12 protein-coding genes are annotated in these 17,339 nt (G+C 62.9%); 8 read left to right on the forward strand and 4 right to left on the reverse strand.

The window, feature by feature from the left end; genetic code table 11:
* A partial coding sequence (locus LKK40_RS10480) for an MFS transporter (RefSeq protein ID WP_304310517.1) occupies positions 1-887 on the forward strand: 887 nt, incomplete at its 5' end.
* Positions 888-1,124: 237 nt separating this feature from the next.
* Here LKK40_RS10480 and LKK40_RS10485 read toward each other — a convergent pair.
* Complete coding sequence (locus LKK40_RS10485; protein ID WP_304310518.1) at positions 1,125-3,428, reverse strand: peptidase; 2,304 nt, start codon at positions 3,426-3,428, stop codon at positions 1,125-1,127.
* A gap of 549 nt (positions 3,429-3,977) precedes the next feature.
* Between LKK40_RS10485 and LKK40_RS10490 the strand changes: the two genes are divergently transcribed.
* The 3 genes from LKK40_RS10490 (at position 3,978) to LKK40_RS10500 (ending at position 8,070) form a co-directional block, all read left to right on the forward strand.
* Positions 3,978-6,083, forward strand: a complete 2,106-nt coding sequence (locus LKK40_RS10490; protein ID WP_304310528.1) for an alpha-1,4-glucan--maltose-1-phosphate maltosyltransferase — start codon at positions 3,978-3,980, stop codon at positions 6,081-6,083.
* A 208-nt stretch (positions 6,084-6,291) separates the two neighbouring features.
* Entirely contained in the window at positions 6,292-6,783 is a 492-nt protein-coding gene (locus LKK40_RS10495; protein WP_304310519.1) for an inorganic diphosphatase, read from the forward strand.
* A gap of 720 nt (positions 6,784-7,503) precedes the next feature.
* Entirely contained in the window at positions 7,504-8,070 is a 567-nt protein-coding gene (locus LKK40_RS10500; protein WP_304310520.1) for a manganese efflux pump MntP, read from the forward strand.
* A 312-nt stretch (positions 8,071-8,382) separates the two neighbouring features.
* Here the strand turns inward: LKK40_RS10500 and LKK40_RS10505 are convergent, their stop codons facing one another.
* On the reverse strand, positions 8,383-9,210 hold the full coding sequence (locus LKK40_RS10505; RefSeq protein ID WP_304310521.1) for a hypothetical protein: 828 nt from the start codon (positions 9,208-9,210) through the stop codon (positions 8,383-8,385).
* A 254-nt stretch (positions 9,211-9,464) separates the two neighbouring features.
* On the opposite strand from LKK40_RS10505, the gene LKK40_RS10510 reads away from it, so the two are divergent.
* From LKK40_RS10510 to valS, 4 genes are all read left to right on the forward strand, one after another.
* Entirely contained in the window at positions 9,465-10,337 is an 873-nt protein-coding gene (locus LKK40_RS10510; protein WP_304310522.1) for a response regulator transcription factor, read from the forward strand.
* A gap of 12 nt (positions 10,338-10,349) precedes the next feature.
* Entirely contained in the window at positions 10,350-11,012 is a 663-nt protein-coding gene (gene nth / locus LKK40_RS10515) for an endonuclease III (RefSeq protein WP_304310523.1), read from the forward strand.
* Positions 11,013-11,162: 150 nt separating this feature from the next.
* Complete coding sequence (locus LKK40_RS10520; RefSeq protein WP_304310524.1) at positions 11,163-12,707, forward strand: ABC transporter substrate-binding protein; 1,545 nt, start codon at positions 11,163-11,165, stop codon at positions 12,705-12,707.
* Positions 12,708-12,748: 41 nt separating this feature from the next.
* Positions 12,749-15,541: a valine--tRNA ligase gene (gene valS, locus LKK40_RS10525; RefSeq protein ID WP_304310525.1), complete on the forward strand. Its 2,793-nt coding sequence runs from the start codon at positions 12,749-12,751 to the stop codon at positions 15,539-15,541.
* A gap of 246 nt (positions 15,542-15,787) precedes the next feature.
* On the opposite strand, the gene LKK40_RS10530 is transcribed toward valS, so the two are convergent.
* Together LKK40_RS10530 and rho are read right to left on the reverse strand one after the other, a co-directional pair.
* A complete protein-coding gene (locus LKK40_RS10530) occupies positions 15,788-16,192 on the reverse strand; it encodes a chorismate mutase (protein ID WP_304310526.1) in 405 nt (134 codons plus the stop codon).
* A 145-nt stretch (positions 16,193-16,337) separates the two neighbouring features.
* A partial coding sequence (rho, locus tag LKK40_RS10535) for a transcription termination factor Rho (RefSeq protein ID WP_304310527.1) occupies positions 16,338-17,339 on the reverse strand: 1,002 nt, incomplete at its 5' end.

The raw sequence follows: 17,339 nt of genomic DNA on the forward strand, positions 1-17,339 counted from the left end.
TCGGCCCGTTCCTCGCCTCCCCCGTCATCGCGTTCGCCGGCTCGCGCAGCGTGTACTGGCTGCATGTGGTCGCCTGCATAACCGTGCTGATCGTGCTGTGGGTGATACCCGATCCCGAGCAGATGCTTTCCAAGAACAAGGCCGCCGCGGAATCGCATAATAAAAACACGCCTTCTACCGCAACCGCCTCACCTGCGCCTGCGGTATCGCAATCTCCTTCCGTTGACACCAGTACGAAGAGCGGCAAAAACGCCGACGCCAGCAACGGGGCCGACGGCGACGCGGCACAGCAGCCGACGCGCCACCGCCTGCCGATCGTCACCTACTTCCCAGTGCTGATACGCATGGGCACCGCCGCCGGGATACTGCAGGCCATGCGCGCCTCCCGTCAGGTGATTCTGCCGCTGTGGGGCGTGCAGCTCAACGTCTCGGAATCGCATATCGCGCTCATCATGGGCATCGCCGGGGCCGTGGATCTTTCGCTCTTCTACACTTCCGGGCAAATCATGGACCGCTTCGGACGCCGCTGGGCCGCCGTGCCGGTGCTGGTCGGCATCAGCATCAGCCATCTGCTGCTCCCCTTCGCACTGAGCGAATGGTCGTACATCGTCGTCGCAATTCTCTTCTCGATGGCCAATGGCCTGGGCAGCGGCATCGTCATGACGCTGGGCTCCGATCTCGCCGCCAGATACGCGCATGACGACATGCCCGGTTTCCTCAGCGGCTGGCGTGTATTCTCGGATTCCGGCTCGGCATTCGGACCACTCGCCATTTCAGCGATGACAGCGATATCGAGTCTGGCCGGCGCAGCCGTGCTGATGGGCTGCTGCGGCTTGGTCGGCGCGTTCATGATGCAGCGCTACATTCCGCGCCTGGTCGGCAAGTAGGCTGCTGGGACACTGAGCCACTGATTGAAAGCCACTGGCTGAGAGCCACCAACCAAGAAACACTGAGTAAGAAACACTGAGTAGTGATCGGGCTGGCACAGCAACTCCATAGTTGTTGCCGCACCAGCCTAATCACTGCGAGCGCTTTGCTCCCCATGCACTTTCGCACTTTCGCACGCACTCGCACTTCTGCACTTCCGCACGAACTCGCACGCGCACGCATCCTCACCTGCTGTTTCACATGCGCCGGCGAATCGCTGCGACCATAAGCAGAGCGACGAGCGCTGCGACGATGCCGACTCCGGCGAATGCCACCACCGAGGAACCCGTCTCGGCCAAGACAGCAGGTCGGTCGGCGGTCGGCTTATCAGGAGCTGGATTGCCGGGACCGGGACTTGGACTTAGCTGGTTCGCGGCTGGCTGCGTCGGCTTGCTGTCTTCTACGACTTCCACAACCTCCCCTTCGGCACCGAGTTCATGCGTGGCGAGCACATCGCCCTTCGGCGAGAATACCGTGGCCTTCCAGTACACGAATCCGGGTTTTGCTGAGCGCACCTGACTGCTAGGCACCTTCTGGTCGCCTGACGCATGGCTCAGCTTCACGCGTTCGCTGTCGAGCAGCTTGGCATTCGCTCCGGGTTTGACGCTTTTGGCCACGGCCTCGTACGCGCTGAATTCGACGTATGACCCTTCCTTCACATCGCCAACGACCCGCGCGACATCCCTGAACGGCTCATTGACTTTGACCTTGTCGTGATCGACCTGCGTGGTGATCACCGGTGCCTTGGGATGCGCGAACTCCTCGACGCGCGTGCGCTCCCAGGCATCGTCGTACGCGCTTGCCGCCGGCATAACGCGATCGTCGCCCGCGAACTGCCAGACGAACACGTACCAGCCGTGGGCTTCGCCGCGGATGTTCACCGGCTTGCCGTGAGCGTCAGGCACCCCGGCTCCAATACGGAAGGTGCCGTTGGCAGCCGCGTAGTCCCACGTCCCTATGCGCCGGTGATGCTCGTCTTCCTTGGGCACGCCTGCTGTGCTGGGGCGGTACTGCTCATCATTGGCGGCGTCATTCGCATCGCCCGACCACCACACACTCACCTGCGCATGTGCACGGTCTGGTCCGAAGCCGAATGCCTTGCTGCCTGCGAACGACCCGTGATCGTCCGGGAAGCCGGAGACGGTTATGGTGTCGCTGAGCTCGGATCCCACGCTTGCGCTGTGTTCGGTCACGCTGGACCGCACGTTGAGCTTGGCTCGGTGCGCGTTGGTTTCCGCTACTTCCAGGAACGGCGTGACCGCGTCGGCAAGAACATACTCGCGCGCCTGCTCGCTCAGCGTCCCGCGCTCGAAGGCCCATACCCAGGTGCCAAATCCCCCGGCGGCCGGGGCCTTGTACGCTTCGGAACCGCCAGGCTTCGTCGTGGCCTTCACCTTCACGCTCTGACCAGGCCCGGTAAAGCTCGCAGCTCCGTACGCTGAGGGCTTGTGGCCCGCTTGCGCCAAACGCTTGAGGAACGCCGCCGCGCTTTCGCCTGGCTGCACGGATGCACCTTCGTTCAGCGCGCCGGGTGCCAGTTTGTCGAAGTACCAGCCAGTCGCCGCCAGCTTGAGCCCTTGCGGCCAGTGGCTGTCTGCGCCGCGCACCCCGGAGGTCACCTCATCGACCACGCTCTGGCCCGCGTCGACTATTTTCGCGGACACGCGAGTATCCAGCGAAGGCGTGAAATCCTTGCGAACCGTGAACGATATGGCACTACCACGCACCTGCTTCATTCCACCGAAGCGCACGAAGTCCTGCCCGCTGACGATCTGCTCAAGCGTTGGACGATCATAGGATATGGACGCCGTCACCTCGCCTGCGCCGGTCGCCTGCCAGCTATGCGCGATTGCCTGCGCACCGGAGACGCCAGCAATGGAGTTCTTCCCGTTCTCGAAGTGCGCCGGACCGTCGAGCGTAACTGTATAAGGCACTCCGGCAATGGGCGAGCCCGCGGTATTCGTGACAATCGCCTCCACAACGCCTTGGCGCAGCCCTTGCGCATAGCGCTGCGTGATCTTCGCGCCGGAGGACGCATGCGCTGCGGCTTCGCGCCACAATGCATCGGCGCGTTCGAGGATGCCGGCATGCGTGCGAACGATGCTCTCGCGGTGGGGCGCCCAGAGCGCCTGATTCAGGTCATAGTGATCATGCACAAGCACGGCGATCGCGGCATAGGTGAGCTGATCGGTGCCGCTTCGGTAATGGTCTATGAGCCAGGCCAGCCGTCGCGCGTCATCAGTGGATGCGATCTCACGCACCTCGTCGATCTGATAGGAGGCGAGCGAGCCCGTTTCGATGCAGTAATAATCAGTGTCGTCATCCTGAGCGACCACCCCGAGGCCCAGAACTCTGCCAGCGACTGTGTATACGAGATAACGGCTGTTGTCCGGCCTGCGCAAATCGGCAGCCCGCGCGACCGTGGGCAGACAGACTGCCATCAGGACCGCCGCCAGCGCGACGACGATGGCCGTCAACCGGTTTCGTAGCATTGCGTTCATGATCTTTCCTTTCGTTGGCACGCAACGTCATAGTGTGCGTGATAACGAGCCTGTCATAGCTGGGCATCCCCGCGCATCCTGAAACGGGTACTGTGGTCGAAGGCTTGGGGTCTCGGCGTGTTGTGGATAACTCACCTGTGGATAACTGCGATGTGGATAACTTCGTTGCAGGCATCTACCAGCATCTACCAGCACCCAGCGCACGCGACGAGAGCGAACAATGCCTTCACAACAGCGCCTTCAATCGGTACGACACCACTGATCACCGCGTTATCGACACGGCAAAGCCGCCGACATGCGGTCATAGAAACGCATCCTGCGCCGCGGGCACCTTACAATGGCATTATGGCTACACACCACACAAGCAAAGAAGCACCATCCAAACGCCACGATCCAGCCGGCACCGCCGCCGCAACGGCTTCGGCAGGCGCGTCCGCCAAGCAGGACGCCGCGTCTTCCACCAAGCCGCCGGTCCCGCCCAAAGCGCACCGCGCACGGCATTCGAAAGCCGCAGGATCGCGGCATTCCGCCGCCTCGACGCAGTCGCGCATGCCACGAATCCACCTGCAGCCAGGCGAAGAGGCCCCCGCCCCCACCCTGCCTGCCGATTCGCCCGAGCAGCTCGGTCGCGTCGCAGTGCTCGACATCACGCCGAGCCGTGAAAACGATGTATTCCCGGTGCGCGTCGAACTCGGCGAGACCTTCTCCGTCACCGCGCAGGTCTTCATCGAAGGCCGCAGCAAAATCGGTGCAACGGCCGTGCTGCGCAACCCGCGCGGCCGCGAGATGCTGCGCATGCCGATGACCTGCGTCAACCCCGGGCTGGACCGCTGGGCCGTGACGCTCAAGGCCGGCGAGCACAGCACCGTGAAGCCCTGGGACGAGGAATGGCCCGCGCTGCGTCGCCAGCTCGGCGATTGGAGCCTGATCGTCGAAGGCTGGGAGGATACCTACGCCTCCTGGCTGCACGACGCACGCATCAAGGTCGATGTCCATGACGATGTGGAGAACGCGCTCGACTCGGGCGCGAATCTGCTCAGCCGCTGGGCGGACAGGCACGATGCAGGGCTGTCGGCAAGCGAGCGCCGGACGCTGCGCGAAGCTGCCGAGCGCATCGCCAACCATAGCCTGAACGAGCACGAACGGCTTGCCGCCGCCGACAACGAGGTCATTGAGCGTCTGCACGTCGAGCATCCGCTGCGCGATGCCATCTCGCCCAGCCACCCCAAGACGGTCCATGTCGAACGGCCGAAATCGAGCTTCACCGCCTGGTACCAGTTCTTCCCCCGCTCCGAAGGCGCGACCCGCGACCCCCAGACCGGCAAGATCACCCCCGGCACCCTGCGCACCTCGGTGAGCGGGCTCGAACGCGCCGCCGCGCAAGGCTTCGATGTGGTCTACCTGCCGCCGATTTTCCCCATCGGCGTCACCAACCGCAAGGGCCGCAACAACAGCCTGGTCGCCGGCCCCGAAGACCCCGGCTCCCCCTTCGGCATCGGCTCCGAGCTGGGCGGCCATGACACCGTCGACCCGCAGCTGGGCACCATGGACGACTTCAAGGCGCTGTGCGCCCGCGCCCATGAGCTGAATCTGGAGATTGCGCTCGACTTCGCGCTGCAGTGCTCGCCGGACCACCCGTGGGTCAAGGAGCACCCCGACTGGTTCCGCCACAAGCCCGACGGCACCATCGCCTTCGCCGAGAACCCGCCGAAGAAGTACCAAGACATCTACCCCATCGATTTCAACGCGGACATGCCCGGCATCGAGCGCGAGGTCGAACGGCTCATGGATCTGTGGATCGAGGCGGGCGTCACCATCTTCCGCATCGACAACCCGCATACCAAGCCGGTGCGCTTCTGGCAGGACGTGATCGCCGCCGTGCGCGCCAAGCATCCAGAGGTGCTTTTCCTCGCCGAGGCATTCACCCGCCCGGGCATGATGCGCGCGCTGAGCTACGTCGGGTTCACGCAGTCGCACTGCTACTTCCCCTGGCGCAACGAAAAGTGGAATCTGGACGATTACCTGCTCGAAACCAATAGCGACGAGGCCTTCTACCAGCACAACACCTTCTGGCCCACCACGCCCGACATCCTCACCGATTACATCCGCGACAACGGCATCGCCGGACATGCGATCCGCGCGGTGCTGGCGGCCATGGGCTCGCCGTCCTGGGGCATCTACAACGGCTACGAGCTTATCGAGAACCGGCAGCGCCCCGGCTACGAGGAGCAGCAGGACAACGAGAAGTACGAGGTCAAGGTGCGCGATTGGAGCCAGGCCGAGCAGTACGGCATCAGCGAGCTGCTCGCATCGCTCAACCGCATCCGGCGAGCGCACCCCGCCTGCCGCAGCTACCACGACCTGAATCTGCTGCCCTGCGAGGATGAGAGCATCATCGCCTTCATCCGCCATGTGCCGGCCGAACTCACCGGCACCGGCAAGCCGGACACGGTGATCGTGGTCGTCAATCTCGACGCGCATAACAGCCATCAGGCCGTGGTGCATCTCGAACTGGGCGACTACGGGCTGCCCACCGATCGCGCGGTCAGGCTCCGAGATGAGCTCACCGGACGCGAATTCGACTGGGGCTGGGACAATTTCGTGTCCCTCGCGCCGTGGGCGGATGTCGCGCATATCCTCAGTGTCGAATACTGAGCGTTGAACGCAGCGTACCGAAGATACCGACCGTCTGACCTTCTATCCGCGCCGCGCACAAGGCGGCACTCGCCTTCGCGTGGTGCGGGTACGCTAGGGCGGGTAAGGCATTGAAGGCCTGGCGCATGCGCTGGGCTGTTCAAGACCATAATCAACCGAATACGGCCTGCGACGAAAGCAGGCCGAAGATCATAAGGAGAAACGAATAATGGCAGAGACATTCAACGTGGTCGTCGAGATTCCTCGCGGCTCCAAGAACAAGTACGAGGTCGACCATGAGACCGGTCGCGTGTTCCTCGACCGCACGCTGTTCACCGCGATGGGCTACCCGGACGACTACGGCTACATCGACAACACGCTGGGCGAGGATGGCGATCCGCTTGACGCGCTTGTGATGATCCCGAACTCCGTGTTCCCCGGCTGCGTGGTCGAGTGCCGCGCCGTGGGCCTGTACCACATGGTCGACGAGGCCGGCGGCGACGACAAGGTGCTGTGCGTGCCCGCCGACGTGCGTTTCGACGACATCAAGGACATCGATGACGTCAACGACTTCCACAAGGCCGAGATCAAGCACTTCTTCGAGCAGTACAAGGCGCTTGAGCCAGGCAAGGAAGTGCAGCCCGGCGACTATTGGGCCGGCGTCGATGAGGCCGACAAGCAGATCAAGGCCGCACGCGAGCGTCTGACGGCACAGGCCTGATTTCGTGGAGCGCTTGCCAAGACACTGGTAAGGGCCCGAGGCGTCAAAGGTAAGAGTCCAGTGGACTCTTACTAGCCGAGGCTGAGCGTCCGCTAAGGACGCGAAGAGATAAATCGCAGCCGCAAAGAAAGCCACCCACTCGGGTGGCTTTCGCCGTATCTGCGGCAGTGTCTGCGGCTATGTGCAGTAGGCGAGCACGATTCGTCCGCACGCTTTCCTTGACTCGAACATTCCCCAGCCGCCGAATCGCTATCCTGACGTCACAAATCCCGCATGATTATGGGGGTTATACGGGGCTTGTGTCATATGACTGGCCGTATACGTCACAACGCCCGTATAAGGGTCAAGTTAGTGCGGGAGTTGTGATGAATAACCGCGATGAAACGTCACAACGCCCGCATACCCCCTGTCGTAGTGCGGGAGTTGTGACGGTTTGTGGCTCTCACAGCGACTGGGCAAGGGTGAACTCCGTTGTTTCCTCGGGCCCTTGGTGGGCCCTCGGCGTCGGCTACGGACAGCGCACAGCGCTGTCCGCTTAACGCCTCCGCAATTCGGTGGTATAGTAGGACCTGTTAATTAAACGACATGCGGACAGCATTCGCTGTGAATTCAAAGCCGGCTTCAGACCGGCAGTTCTATGTCGGTATCCGAGGCGTAGGCGGTGAAAGCCGTCGAGGCCCATCGGCGGGAAACCGGCGATGAACCCTTTGAATACCACATATGATTATTCAACCATTGCTTATTGCTATTTCCGTATCTATGGATGCGTTCGCCGTCGCCGTCGGCAAAGGCCTTGCGGCAACCCGCATCCGCCCGCTTGACGCGCTGAAAACCGCACTGTGGTTCGGCGGGTTCCAGGCGTTGTTCCCCCTGCTGGGCTACATCGGAGCCTCCGCGCTGAACGACTACGTTGCGTCCTTCGACCACTGGATCATCTTCAGCCTGCTCGCCCTGATCGGCGGCAACATGATCTACGAGGCGCTGCACGAAGACGAGGCCAATGCGCACGAAACCCCGCAGTTCGGCTGGCGCCACATGATGCCGCTGGCCATCGCGTGCAGCATCGACGCCTTCGCCGTCGGGGTGAGCTTCGCATTCATGCAGTTCAGCGTGCCCTTCGTCATCGGGGTCATCGGCATCGTGACGGCCGCATTCGCCGCTGCGGGCCTGTATCTTGGGCGTGTCGTGGGCCTGCGATGGCAGAAGCCGGCGCAGATCGCCGGCGGCATCGTGCTGATTCTGATCGGCACCAACATACTGCTCGAGCATCTAGGCATCATCGGCTGAGCGCTTAGCTCTGGCCGGCTGAACAACTGGCCCCGAATAGCCCCGGCTCGCCTAGATCCGGCCCCGATTGGCCTTGAATCCAGCCATCGGCATCGAAAATCTCTTGATTGCGTTGCATTTTGTACGGTAGTCGCGTGTTGACGTACACAACGCAACGGTATTCAGTCGATTTCCGTCACCTTTTGTACGGCAGCCTCACAGTAGCGGTCGAAACGCAACGTTTGCGGCTTCGCAGACATCCGTTTAGCGGTTCAGCAGTTCAGGCGCGTTCAGCAGTTCAGCCTTCGTCAATCCCAATCGCACAACCAGCAATCACACCAGCGCCACCAGCGCGAAAGCATACGCAAACGCCGCCAGACCGAATATCAGCACCGGCATCAGCACGAAGCCGAGCCATGCCGCGCGCACGGAGGAGTTCGACCCCAGGCGCAGCTCACGCCACCAGCGGCATGAAACGATGGCCAGCGCCACCATCACGGCGATGACGATAAGCAGCCCGCCGAGCGCATACCAGGTGGAGCTTGACGAGGCGAACAGCGGAGCCGAAACATTGAGCGCATCCGCATCATGCAGGGCGCGCATGACCCGGGCGGTGACAACCCACGCGCCGGCGGCGACAGCGGTCACGCCACCGAGCACGAAGGAGGAGAGCGAGCGCACCAGCTCGGTGCGCTGCTCGCGCAGCATCTGGCGCAGGAATCCGCCGATGATGAGCAGTGCCAGCAGCACCAGCGCAGTCGAGGCCCAATGCGAGATCGCGGTCCCCAGCAAGGCCAAGGCGCTATCCGCGGCGCAGGTGCCTGTGGACGATGCTTGCAACGAGGTCTCCGGGATGATAATGCATTCCCCGCTCGAGCCTAGGATATCGGCAGGAAGCGCCGCAGCGGCTATCGAAGCCACGCCCACAATCGCGGCTACGACGCGCGCCACTGTGTCGGAGCGCAACGGCCAAGCGATGACGAAGACCAGCAGCGCAGCCAACGCCAGCACCGTGACGACATCTTCACTAATCCCCCACAACCAGCCTGCGGCGCAAGCCAGCGCGAAAATCGCATAGGCGGCCAGTTGCACGACCATCATGACCGTGCCGGACGGCGCGGCGCCGCCCGGCCGGGAATCACCAGCGAAACCATCGCTCATAATCGTTCCTCTCTGTATGGCCCATATGCATGGCCCATATGGTCGGACCATCCGCCCATGTACCGCAGCTGCGAGGCCATGCGATATCATGGCGATATCAGGCGAATACCTTGCTAAAGAATATGGTTCTCAATGTAGCCGCATGTGTCCACAACCTGCGCCTACAATACACAGCAGGCATGATGCGAGACCGTGGTTGTAACGACTGTGGCGATACTCTGTACTTCCAGAGAACCCGTGAAAGAGGAGGTTGCGTGACCGATCTTACGCTGATGACGTCCGCCGGCGATCCAGCTTCGGTGCTGCCTTCTCTTGCCCTGCTTTCCCACCGCGTGCGCGTGCTGCCAATGGACGCCGCGAGCCTGGTGAAGATGCCTGAGAACACGATTCTCTTCCTCGATGCCCGCGATGACCTCGCCACCGCGAAGACCCTGTGCCGCTTGGTGCAGGCCACGGGCCTGAGCACTCCTATCATGCTGATACTGACCGAGGGCGGCTTCACAGTCGTCAACTCGCAGTGGGGCGTGTCGGATGTGGTCGTGGCCAGCGCCTCGCCCGCCGAGGTCGAGGGGCGGCTGCGGCTGGTCTCCGAGCGCGGCAATCAGGTCATGGTGCACACCGCCGGCAACGAAGAGGTGCCTGAGCAGGGCGAGGACGGGCAGATTCGCAGCGGCGACCTGATGGTGGATACGAACGGCTACACCGCAAGCTTGCACGGTCACCCGATCGACTTGGCGTATAAGGAATTCGAGCTGCTCAAGTACCTCGTGCAGCATCCCAATCGGGTATTCACCCGCGCCCAGCTGCTGCAGGAAGTGTGGGGCTACGACTATTACGGTGGCACGCGCACCGTCGACGTGCATATCCGACGCCTGCGCGCCAAGCTGGGCGGCGAATACGAGCATCTGATCGGCACCGTGCGCAACGTCGGCTACCGCTTCGACCCGCCGGAGGGCGAGAAGCCCGCAGCGGTCGAGGCCGCGCAAGAGGCCCAGGAGGCGCAGTCTGCGCAGGATATGCAGGACGCGCAGGATACCGAAGGTGCCCACGGCGTCGGCGATATCGATGATGAGGCCGCAGGCCAGCCGGCTGCCGATTCGAGCCCATCGCACGGCGCACAGCGCTGAGGACGCGGCACTATGCCACGGGAATCAAAGCGCGCGCTGCATGCCAGAATGCAGGAGGAGTATGCGCTGCTATGCGAGGAGATACCCGAGCCGAAATGCGCGCTGGATTTCTCCACGCCGCTGCAGCTGCTTATCGCAACGGTGCTGAGCGCGCAGACCACCGATAAGCGCGTCAATACCGTCACGCCGATACTGTTCAGTGAGTATCCCAGCGCCGCCGATCTCGCTGCGGCAAGCCCCGAGCGCGTCGAGGACATCATTCATCCGCTGGGCTTCTATCGTTCGAAATCCGCGCATATCATCGCGCTGGCTGACCAGCTGCAGGAGCGCTTCGACGGCGTGGTGCCGCAGCGCATGGAGGAGCTGGTGACCTTGCCCGGCGTGGGCAGGAAAACCGCGAATGTGGTGCTGGGCAATGCCTTCGGCGTCCCCGGCTTCCCCGTCGACACGCATGTCATGCGCGTGACCGGCCGGCTGCGCTGGCGTTCGGACTGGCGCTCCACACACCCCGATCCGGTGCGCATCGAACGGGAGATCACCGCATGCTTTCCGCCCGAGGAATGGACCGATCTGTCTCACCGGCTGATATTGCACGGGCGCGCCATATGCCATGCCCGCAAGCCCGACTGCGCGAACTGCCCGCTGAACGCAACGTGCCCCAGCTCCGAGGTATGAGCATGCCGAGATATGACCGTGCTGAGGGCCGAAGTGTGGCCGCGCTGAGGGCTGAGATATAACCGTGATGAGGGCCGCCAGCACCGCAATCATGAATACACGATACGAACACGACAACTATGAACACGGCAACGAGGATGGATTCGCCATATGACACAGCAGACACAGCACCGCACGCACGACGCCGCCAAACGCTGGGGCGTTTTCGTGGCCGTCGCCGCCGCACTGTTCGCGCTCGTCTGGCTCGCCTGGTCGGTGCTCAACCGGCCGAGCTTCCTTCCCGGCATCAACCCGCTGCAACGCAATACGACGGTGACGGTCGGCTTGCGTCAGGCGCCGGCCTCGCTCGACATCCGCACGCAGGACGGTCACGCCGTCGAGCAGGCGCTGCTCGGCAACGTCTATGAGACGCTGGTGCAGCGCAATCAAAGCAATCAGCTCGAACCGGGGCTTGCCAGCCAGTGGAAGATCTCCAAGGACGCGCTGAGCTACACGCTCACGCTGCGCCCGAACCTGCGCTTCTCGAACGGGGATCGGCTTGACGCCGCAGACGTCGTGTGGTCGTTGCAGCAGGCGGTCAAAGGGCATTTCGTTGGCTCGGATGCGCTGAACGGGCTGAAATCAGTCGAGAACCAAGGCTCCTCGACTATCGTCATCACCTTGGCGAACCCCAATCCCACGCTGCTGCGCGCGCTGTCCGGCAGGGCCGGCATCGTCTACGACGCGCAGGCCAATGTCGACTACGCGCGCGGCGCGGTCGGTTCGGGGCCCTTCATCATCTCCGGCTACCAGCCCGGGCAGTCCATCACCTTCAAGCGCAACGGAGCCTACTCAGCCCAGCGGGCGGCGTCCTCGCAGGTAACGCTGCGCTACTACCCCGACGACGCCTCGCTGCTGTCGGCGCTGCGCAACAACGACGTGAACATGGCGCTACCCAACGATCCGAACCTGGATGCCAGCGTCACGGGAGATCCCAGTCTGAAAGTCGTCGATGGCATGAGCACGTCGAAGGTGCTGCTCGCCTTCAACAACAACGCCAACGCCATCTTCTCCGACCAGCAGGTGCGCCAGGCGACACGCTACCTTGTCGACTCCGCCGCAATCGCGCACGCGCAGCCCGATGCCGCAGCGGCTTTGGGCGGCCCCGTCAGCCAGCTTGAGCCGGGCTATGAGGACCTGACGGGCCTGTTCCCGCACGACAGCGCCAAGGCATCCTCAATGCTGTCGTATTTCAGCGCCTCGTATCTGGGCACGATGACCTTCCTCGTGCCGCAGCGCTACCAGGCGCTTGGCGAGACCGTCACGCAGCAGCTGCAGGACAGCGGATACTTCCATGTGCAGATGCAGGTGGTCGACGATGCGACGCTGAACGATCGCATGGCCAAAGGCGACTATACGATGGCGCTGATGACGATGGACGAAACCGGTGACGCGAGCGCCTTCGCCAACGCCAATTCGGTGTTCCACTATGAAAACGGCGACGCCCAGCGCCAGTACGCGGACGCTTTGCATGCCACCAACGGCGACGATTACCGCAAGGCCATGCAGGCTTTCGCACGGACGGTGAGCCAGGACGCCGCCAGCGACTGGCTGTACACGCGCAAGGATCGCATCGTCGTCAAGGCCAAGCTCGAAGGTTATCCGACGAACATGGTGGATCAGATATTGCCGCTGCAGAATCTGGCGATGAAGTAGCCATTTCAGTATGTCACCAAGGCTTTCTAGACTTGGGCTTCATGACTGATCAGGACAAGAGCAACGCCACCGACGATGGCATCGATAATCATATCGACGCGAAGCTGACCCCGCTTCCCGACAAGGTGGGTGTCGAGGGACTTGAGGGCAAGTGGCGTTCGGTGTGGGACGAGACGGGCGTGTACCGTTTCCGCAATTCGCGCGACCGCAAGGCCGTCTACTCCATCGACACCCCGCCGCCCACCGTCTCCGGCTCGCTGCATGTGGGGCACGTGTTCTCCTACACGCATACCGACGTGATCGCGCGCTACAAGCGCATGCGCGGCTATGACGTGTTCTACCCGATGGGCTGGGACGACAACGGCCTGCCGACCGAGCGGCGCGTGCAGAACTACTACGGCGTGCGCGTGGATACCTCGCTCAAGTACGACCCTGATTTCAAGCCGCCCTTCGAGGGCACGGATGGCAAGAAGATCAACGCCAAGGATCAGGTGCCGGTCAGCCGCCAGAACTTCATCGAGCTGTGCGAACAGCTCACCGGGCAGGACGAGAAGCTTTTCGAGGCGCTGTGGCGCTCGCTGGGCATGTCGGTGGATTGGAGCCAGACCTACCATACGATCGGCGAGCATCCGCGGCGTGTGGCGCAGAAGGCGTTCCTGCGCAATCTGGCGCGCGGCGAGGTCTATCAGAAGGACGCGCCGGGCCTGTGGGATGTGACCTTCCAGACCGCCGTGGCGCAGGCCGAATTGGAAAGCCGCGAATACCCCGGCTTCTACCACCGCATCGCCTTCCGCTTCGCTGACGGCACGCCTATCTACATCGAGACGACCCGCCCCGAACTGCTCGCCGCCTGCACATCGCTGATCGCCAATCCCAACGACGAGCGCTACAAGAAATATTTCGGACAGGAAGTCTACTCGCCGCTGTTCAAGGTCAAGGTGCCGGTGCTGGCGCACCCGGCCGCCGAAATGGACAAGGGCGCAGGCATCGCCATGTGCTGCACCTTCGGCGACATGACCGACGTCGAGTGGTGGCGCGAGCTCAAGCTGCCCACCCGGCCGATCATCCAGCGCAACGGTCGCATCGCGATGGGCACGCCGGAATGGATCACCGACGAGGGCGGGCGCGAAATCTTCGCGCAGACCGCCGGCAAGACCACGTTCTCGGCCCGCAAGATCATCGTGGACGCGCTGCGCGAATCTGGCGATTTGGACGGCGAACCGACACCGACCGACCGTATGACGAACTTCTACGAGAAGGGCGACAAACCGCTCGAAATCGTCACCTCGCGCCAATGGTACCTGCGCAACGGCGGCACCGACGAGGCGCTTAACGCAGAGCTCATCGAGCGCGGCAAGGAGCTGCAGTTCCATCCTGACTTCATGCGCGTGCGCTACGAGAACTGGGTGCACGGGTTGAACGGCGACTGGCTCATTTCGCGCCAGCGCTTCTTCGGCGTGCCGTTCCCGCTGTGGTACCCGGTCGACGCGAACGGCGAGGCCGACTACGCTCACCCGCTCACCCCTGCCGAAGACCAGCTGCCTATCGACCCGACCAGCGACGTGCCAGCCGGATATTCGGAATCGCAGCGCGACCAGCCGAATGGCTTCATGGCCGAGCAGGACATCATGGACACCTGGGCCACCTCCTCGCTCACCCCGCAGATCGTGACGCACTGGGCCGAGCCGGACGAAGCCAGCCAAGCGCTGTTCAAGGCGACCTTCCCCATGGATCTGCGTCCGCAGGGCCAGGACATCATCCGCACGTGGCTCTTCAGCTCCGTGGATCGCGCGCACTTGGAGAACAAGTGTCTGCCGTGGGCGCATACCGCGCTTTCCGGCTGGATTCTGGATCCCGATCACAAGAAGATGTCGAAGTCCAAAGGCAACGTCGTCGTGCCCAACGAGCCGATCGAGAAGTTCGGTGCGGACGCGGTGCGCTACTGGGCCGCCTCCGCACGCCTCGGCCTGGACGCCACCTATGACGAGGGCCAGATGAAGATCGGGCGGCGCCTGGCGATCAAGCTGCTCAACGCGACCAAGTTCGCACTGGCGATCGGCCGCGAAGATGAGCATCACCATGTCGGCGAAGGCGGTTCGCAGGTGTGGAAGCCTTCGGACGTGACCGAGGCGCTGGATCGCTCGGTCATGGCTTCGCTCGCACAGGTCGTGCGCGAATCCGGGCAGGCATTGGATGCTTATGAGCATTCCAAGGCTCTGGAAGCCATCGAGACCTTCTTCTGGCAGTTCTGCGATGACTATATCGAGCTGGCGAAGAACCGCGCGTATGGCACCGCTGACGCAACCGGAAAGGTACCAACGGAGACCGCCGTGCTGTCCGCGCGAACGACGCTCGGCCTTGGTTTGGACGCCTTTGCGCGGCTGCTCGCGCCGTACCTGCCCTACGCCACGGAAGAGGTGTGGTCGTGGATGCACGACGGCGCTGGCTCCGTGCACCGTGCCGCATGGCCGGACGCCGGGCTGTATGAGCAGGCGGCTGCTGGGGCTGGTACGGCTGGTGCCGATACATCTGCCGCTGACGCCTCCGCCGATATCCTGCTGTGGGCAGGCAAGGCGTTGGCCGAGCTGCGCGGTCTGAAGTCGCAGGCCAAGGTCTCTATGAAGACCCCGATTCTCTCCGCCACGCTGCTGGTACCCGCTGCTGGCGTGCAGGCAGTGCAGGCGGCAATCGACGACATAGCAGAAGCCGGCCGCGTCACCGGGCCGCTGGATGTCCAAGCAGCCGAAGCCTCCGAAGGCGAGTCGAGCGAACCGACCGTAACCGTCGCCGCCAGCGAACTCGGCGAGCCTCCGGCCAAGAAGCCGAAGCGCTGAACGTAAGCCGGATACGACAAGTGGCCCGGAAGCCTGGTAAGGGCTTCCGGGCCACTTGTCGTATGGCTGGCGTCCGCAGAACGTCGTCTTTTGCACGCTAACTCAACCCTAGCGTGCAAAAGACGACGCAATCAGCCCTCATAACGTTACATTGTGTACGGCAACATCGCGTTAGCGTGCAAAAGGCGACGAAATATAAGGTTTATCTGCCTATACACCGCGAATTGCGCATGAAGCACCGCAGAGTCACGCGAAGACGTCGAGCACTTGAGGGTCTCCCCCGGCGGCCGCGATGCGGGCGTGGCGCTTCTTGGTTTCGGTGACGACGAATTCTCGATACATTTCAGCGATGTCCGGGTCCAGTCCAGCGTCCTCGGCAATGCGGTGCAGACGCTGAATCTGATAGTCCTCGCGCTGGTAATCCGCTGGCGCGAACCCCGCTTCGGCCTTGAGCTGGCCCACCTGTGCCGTGGCCTTGAAACGCTCTGCCAGCAACGCTATAGCCGCGCCGTCGATGTTGTCGATGGATTGACGCAGCTGCGTAATGCGCTCGACTGCCGCCGCTACTTTCGGATTATGCTCGGCCTGCGCCGCATCGATGGTCGTGCTGCGCCAGTCGCCGTTCTCGCTATCGGTATCACTATCGGTCATACTTCACACAGTAGCGCACGGTTCAGTCGAGCAGTTTTCATCCATATTGCGTAAGTGCTGAATTTTCGGCTCCCGATATGCCAGGGGCCGGATGGCATCTGCAATGTCATCCGGCCCCCTAGAGTCAGCGCTGAACTCAGCCTGCTTAGTTCAGCCCGCTCTGGTGCATGATCGCGGTGAGGAAGTCGCGGTTCGTGGCGGTTTTCTTCAAACGCGGCACCAATGTCTGGTAGGCCTGCTCGGGTTCGAGCCCGCCGAGCAGCCTGCGCAGGCGATAGATGACCGGCAGCTCGTCGCTGGCGGTGATGAGCTCCTCGCGGCGCGTGCCGGAGGCGTTGACGTCGATGGCCGGGAAGAGGCGCTTGTCGGCCAGCTCGCGGCTCAGGCGAAGCTCCATGTTGCCGGTGCCCTTGAACTCCTCGAAGATGACCTCGTCCATCTTGGAGCCGGTTTCCACCAGCGCCGAGGAGATGATGGTGAGCGAGCCGCCGTTTTCGATGTTGCGGGCCGCGCCGAAGAACTTCTTGGGCGGGTACAGGGCCTGCGCGTCGACGCCGCCGGACAGGATGCGTCCGGAGGCCGGTGCGGAAATGTTATAGGCGCGGGCCAGACGGGTCATGGAGTCGAGCAGCACGACCACATCCTGACCAAGCTCCACGAGACGCTTGGCGCGCTCGATAGCCAGCTCGGCAACCGTGGTGTGGTCCGAAGCCGGGCGGTCGAAGGTCGAGGAGATGACCTCGCCCTGCACCGTGCGCTCCATGTCGGTGACCTCTTCGGGGCGCTCGTCCACGAGCACAACCATAAGATGCACTTCGGGATTGTTCGTCGCAATCGAATTGGCGATATTCTGCAAGGTGATGGTCTTGCCGGCCTTCGGCGGGGAGACGATCAGGCCACGCTGGCCCTTGCCAATCGGCGCGACGATGTCGACCAGGCGGCCAGTGAGCCTATTCGGCGTGGTCTCCTGCTTGAGTCGCTCCTGCGGATAGAGCGGCGTGAGCTTGGAGAAGTGCGGACGGCTTACGGAATCCTCGATGCTCATGCCGTTGATGGTGTCAATCGACTGCAGCGGCACGAATTTCTGCCGCTGGTTGCGCCGATCGCCTTCGCGAGGCGTGCGAATCGAACCTTGCACGGCATCGCC

Source organism: Bifidobacterium tibiigranuli (assembly GCF_022655035.1).
Classification (GTDB): Bacteria; Actinomycetota; Actinomycetes; order Actinomycetales; family Bifidobacteriaceae; genus Bifidobacterium; species Bifidobacterium tibiigranuli_A.

Bases quoted from the DNA above. Each gene is read 5' to 3' on its own strand.
- nth (WP_304310523.1), top strand. From the start codon at position 10,350: ATGCCACGGGAATCAAAGCGCGCGCTGCATGCCAGAATGCAGGAGGAG.
- valS (WP_304310525.1), top strand. From the start codon at position 12,749: ATGACTGATCAGGACAAGAGCAACGCCACCGACGATGGCATCGATAAT.
- LKK40_RS10485 (WP_304310518.1), bottom strand. From the start codon at position 3,428: ATGAACGCAATGCTACGAAACCGGTTGACGGCCATCGTCGTCGCGCTG.
- LKK40_RS10505 (WP_304310521.1), bottom strand. From the start codon at position 9,210: ATGAGCGATGGTTTCGCTGGTGATTCCCGGCCGGGCGGCGCCGCGCCG.
- LKK40_RS10530 (WP_304310526.1), bottom strand. From the start codon at position 16,192: ATGACCGATAGTGATACCGATAGCGAGAACGGCGACTGGCGCAGCACG.
- LKK40_RS10500 (WP_304310520.1), top strand. From the start codon at position 7,504: ATGATTATTCAACCATTGCTTATTGCTATTTCCGTATCTATGGATGCG.
- LKK40_RS10520 (WP_304310524.1), top strand. From the start codon at position 11,163: ATGACACAGCAGACACAGCACCGCACGCACGACGCCGCCAAACGCTGG.
- LKK40_RS10490 (WP_304310528.1), top strand. From the start codon at position 3,978: ATGCCACGAATCCACCTGCAGCCAGGCGAAGAGGCCCCCGCCCCCACC.
- LKK40_RS10495 (WP_304310519.1), top strand. From the start codon at position 6,292: ATGGCAGAGACATTCAACGTGGTCGTCGAGATTCCTCGCGGCTCCAAG.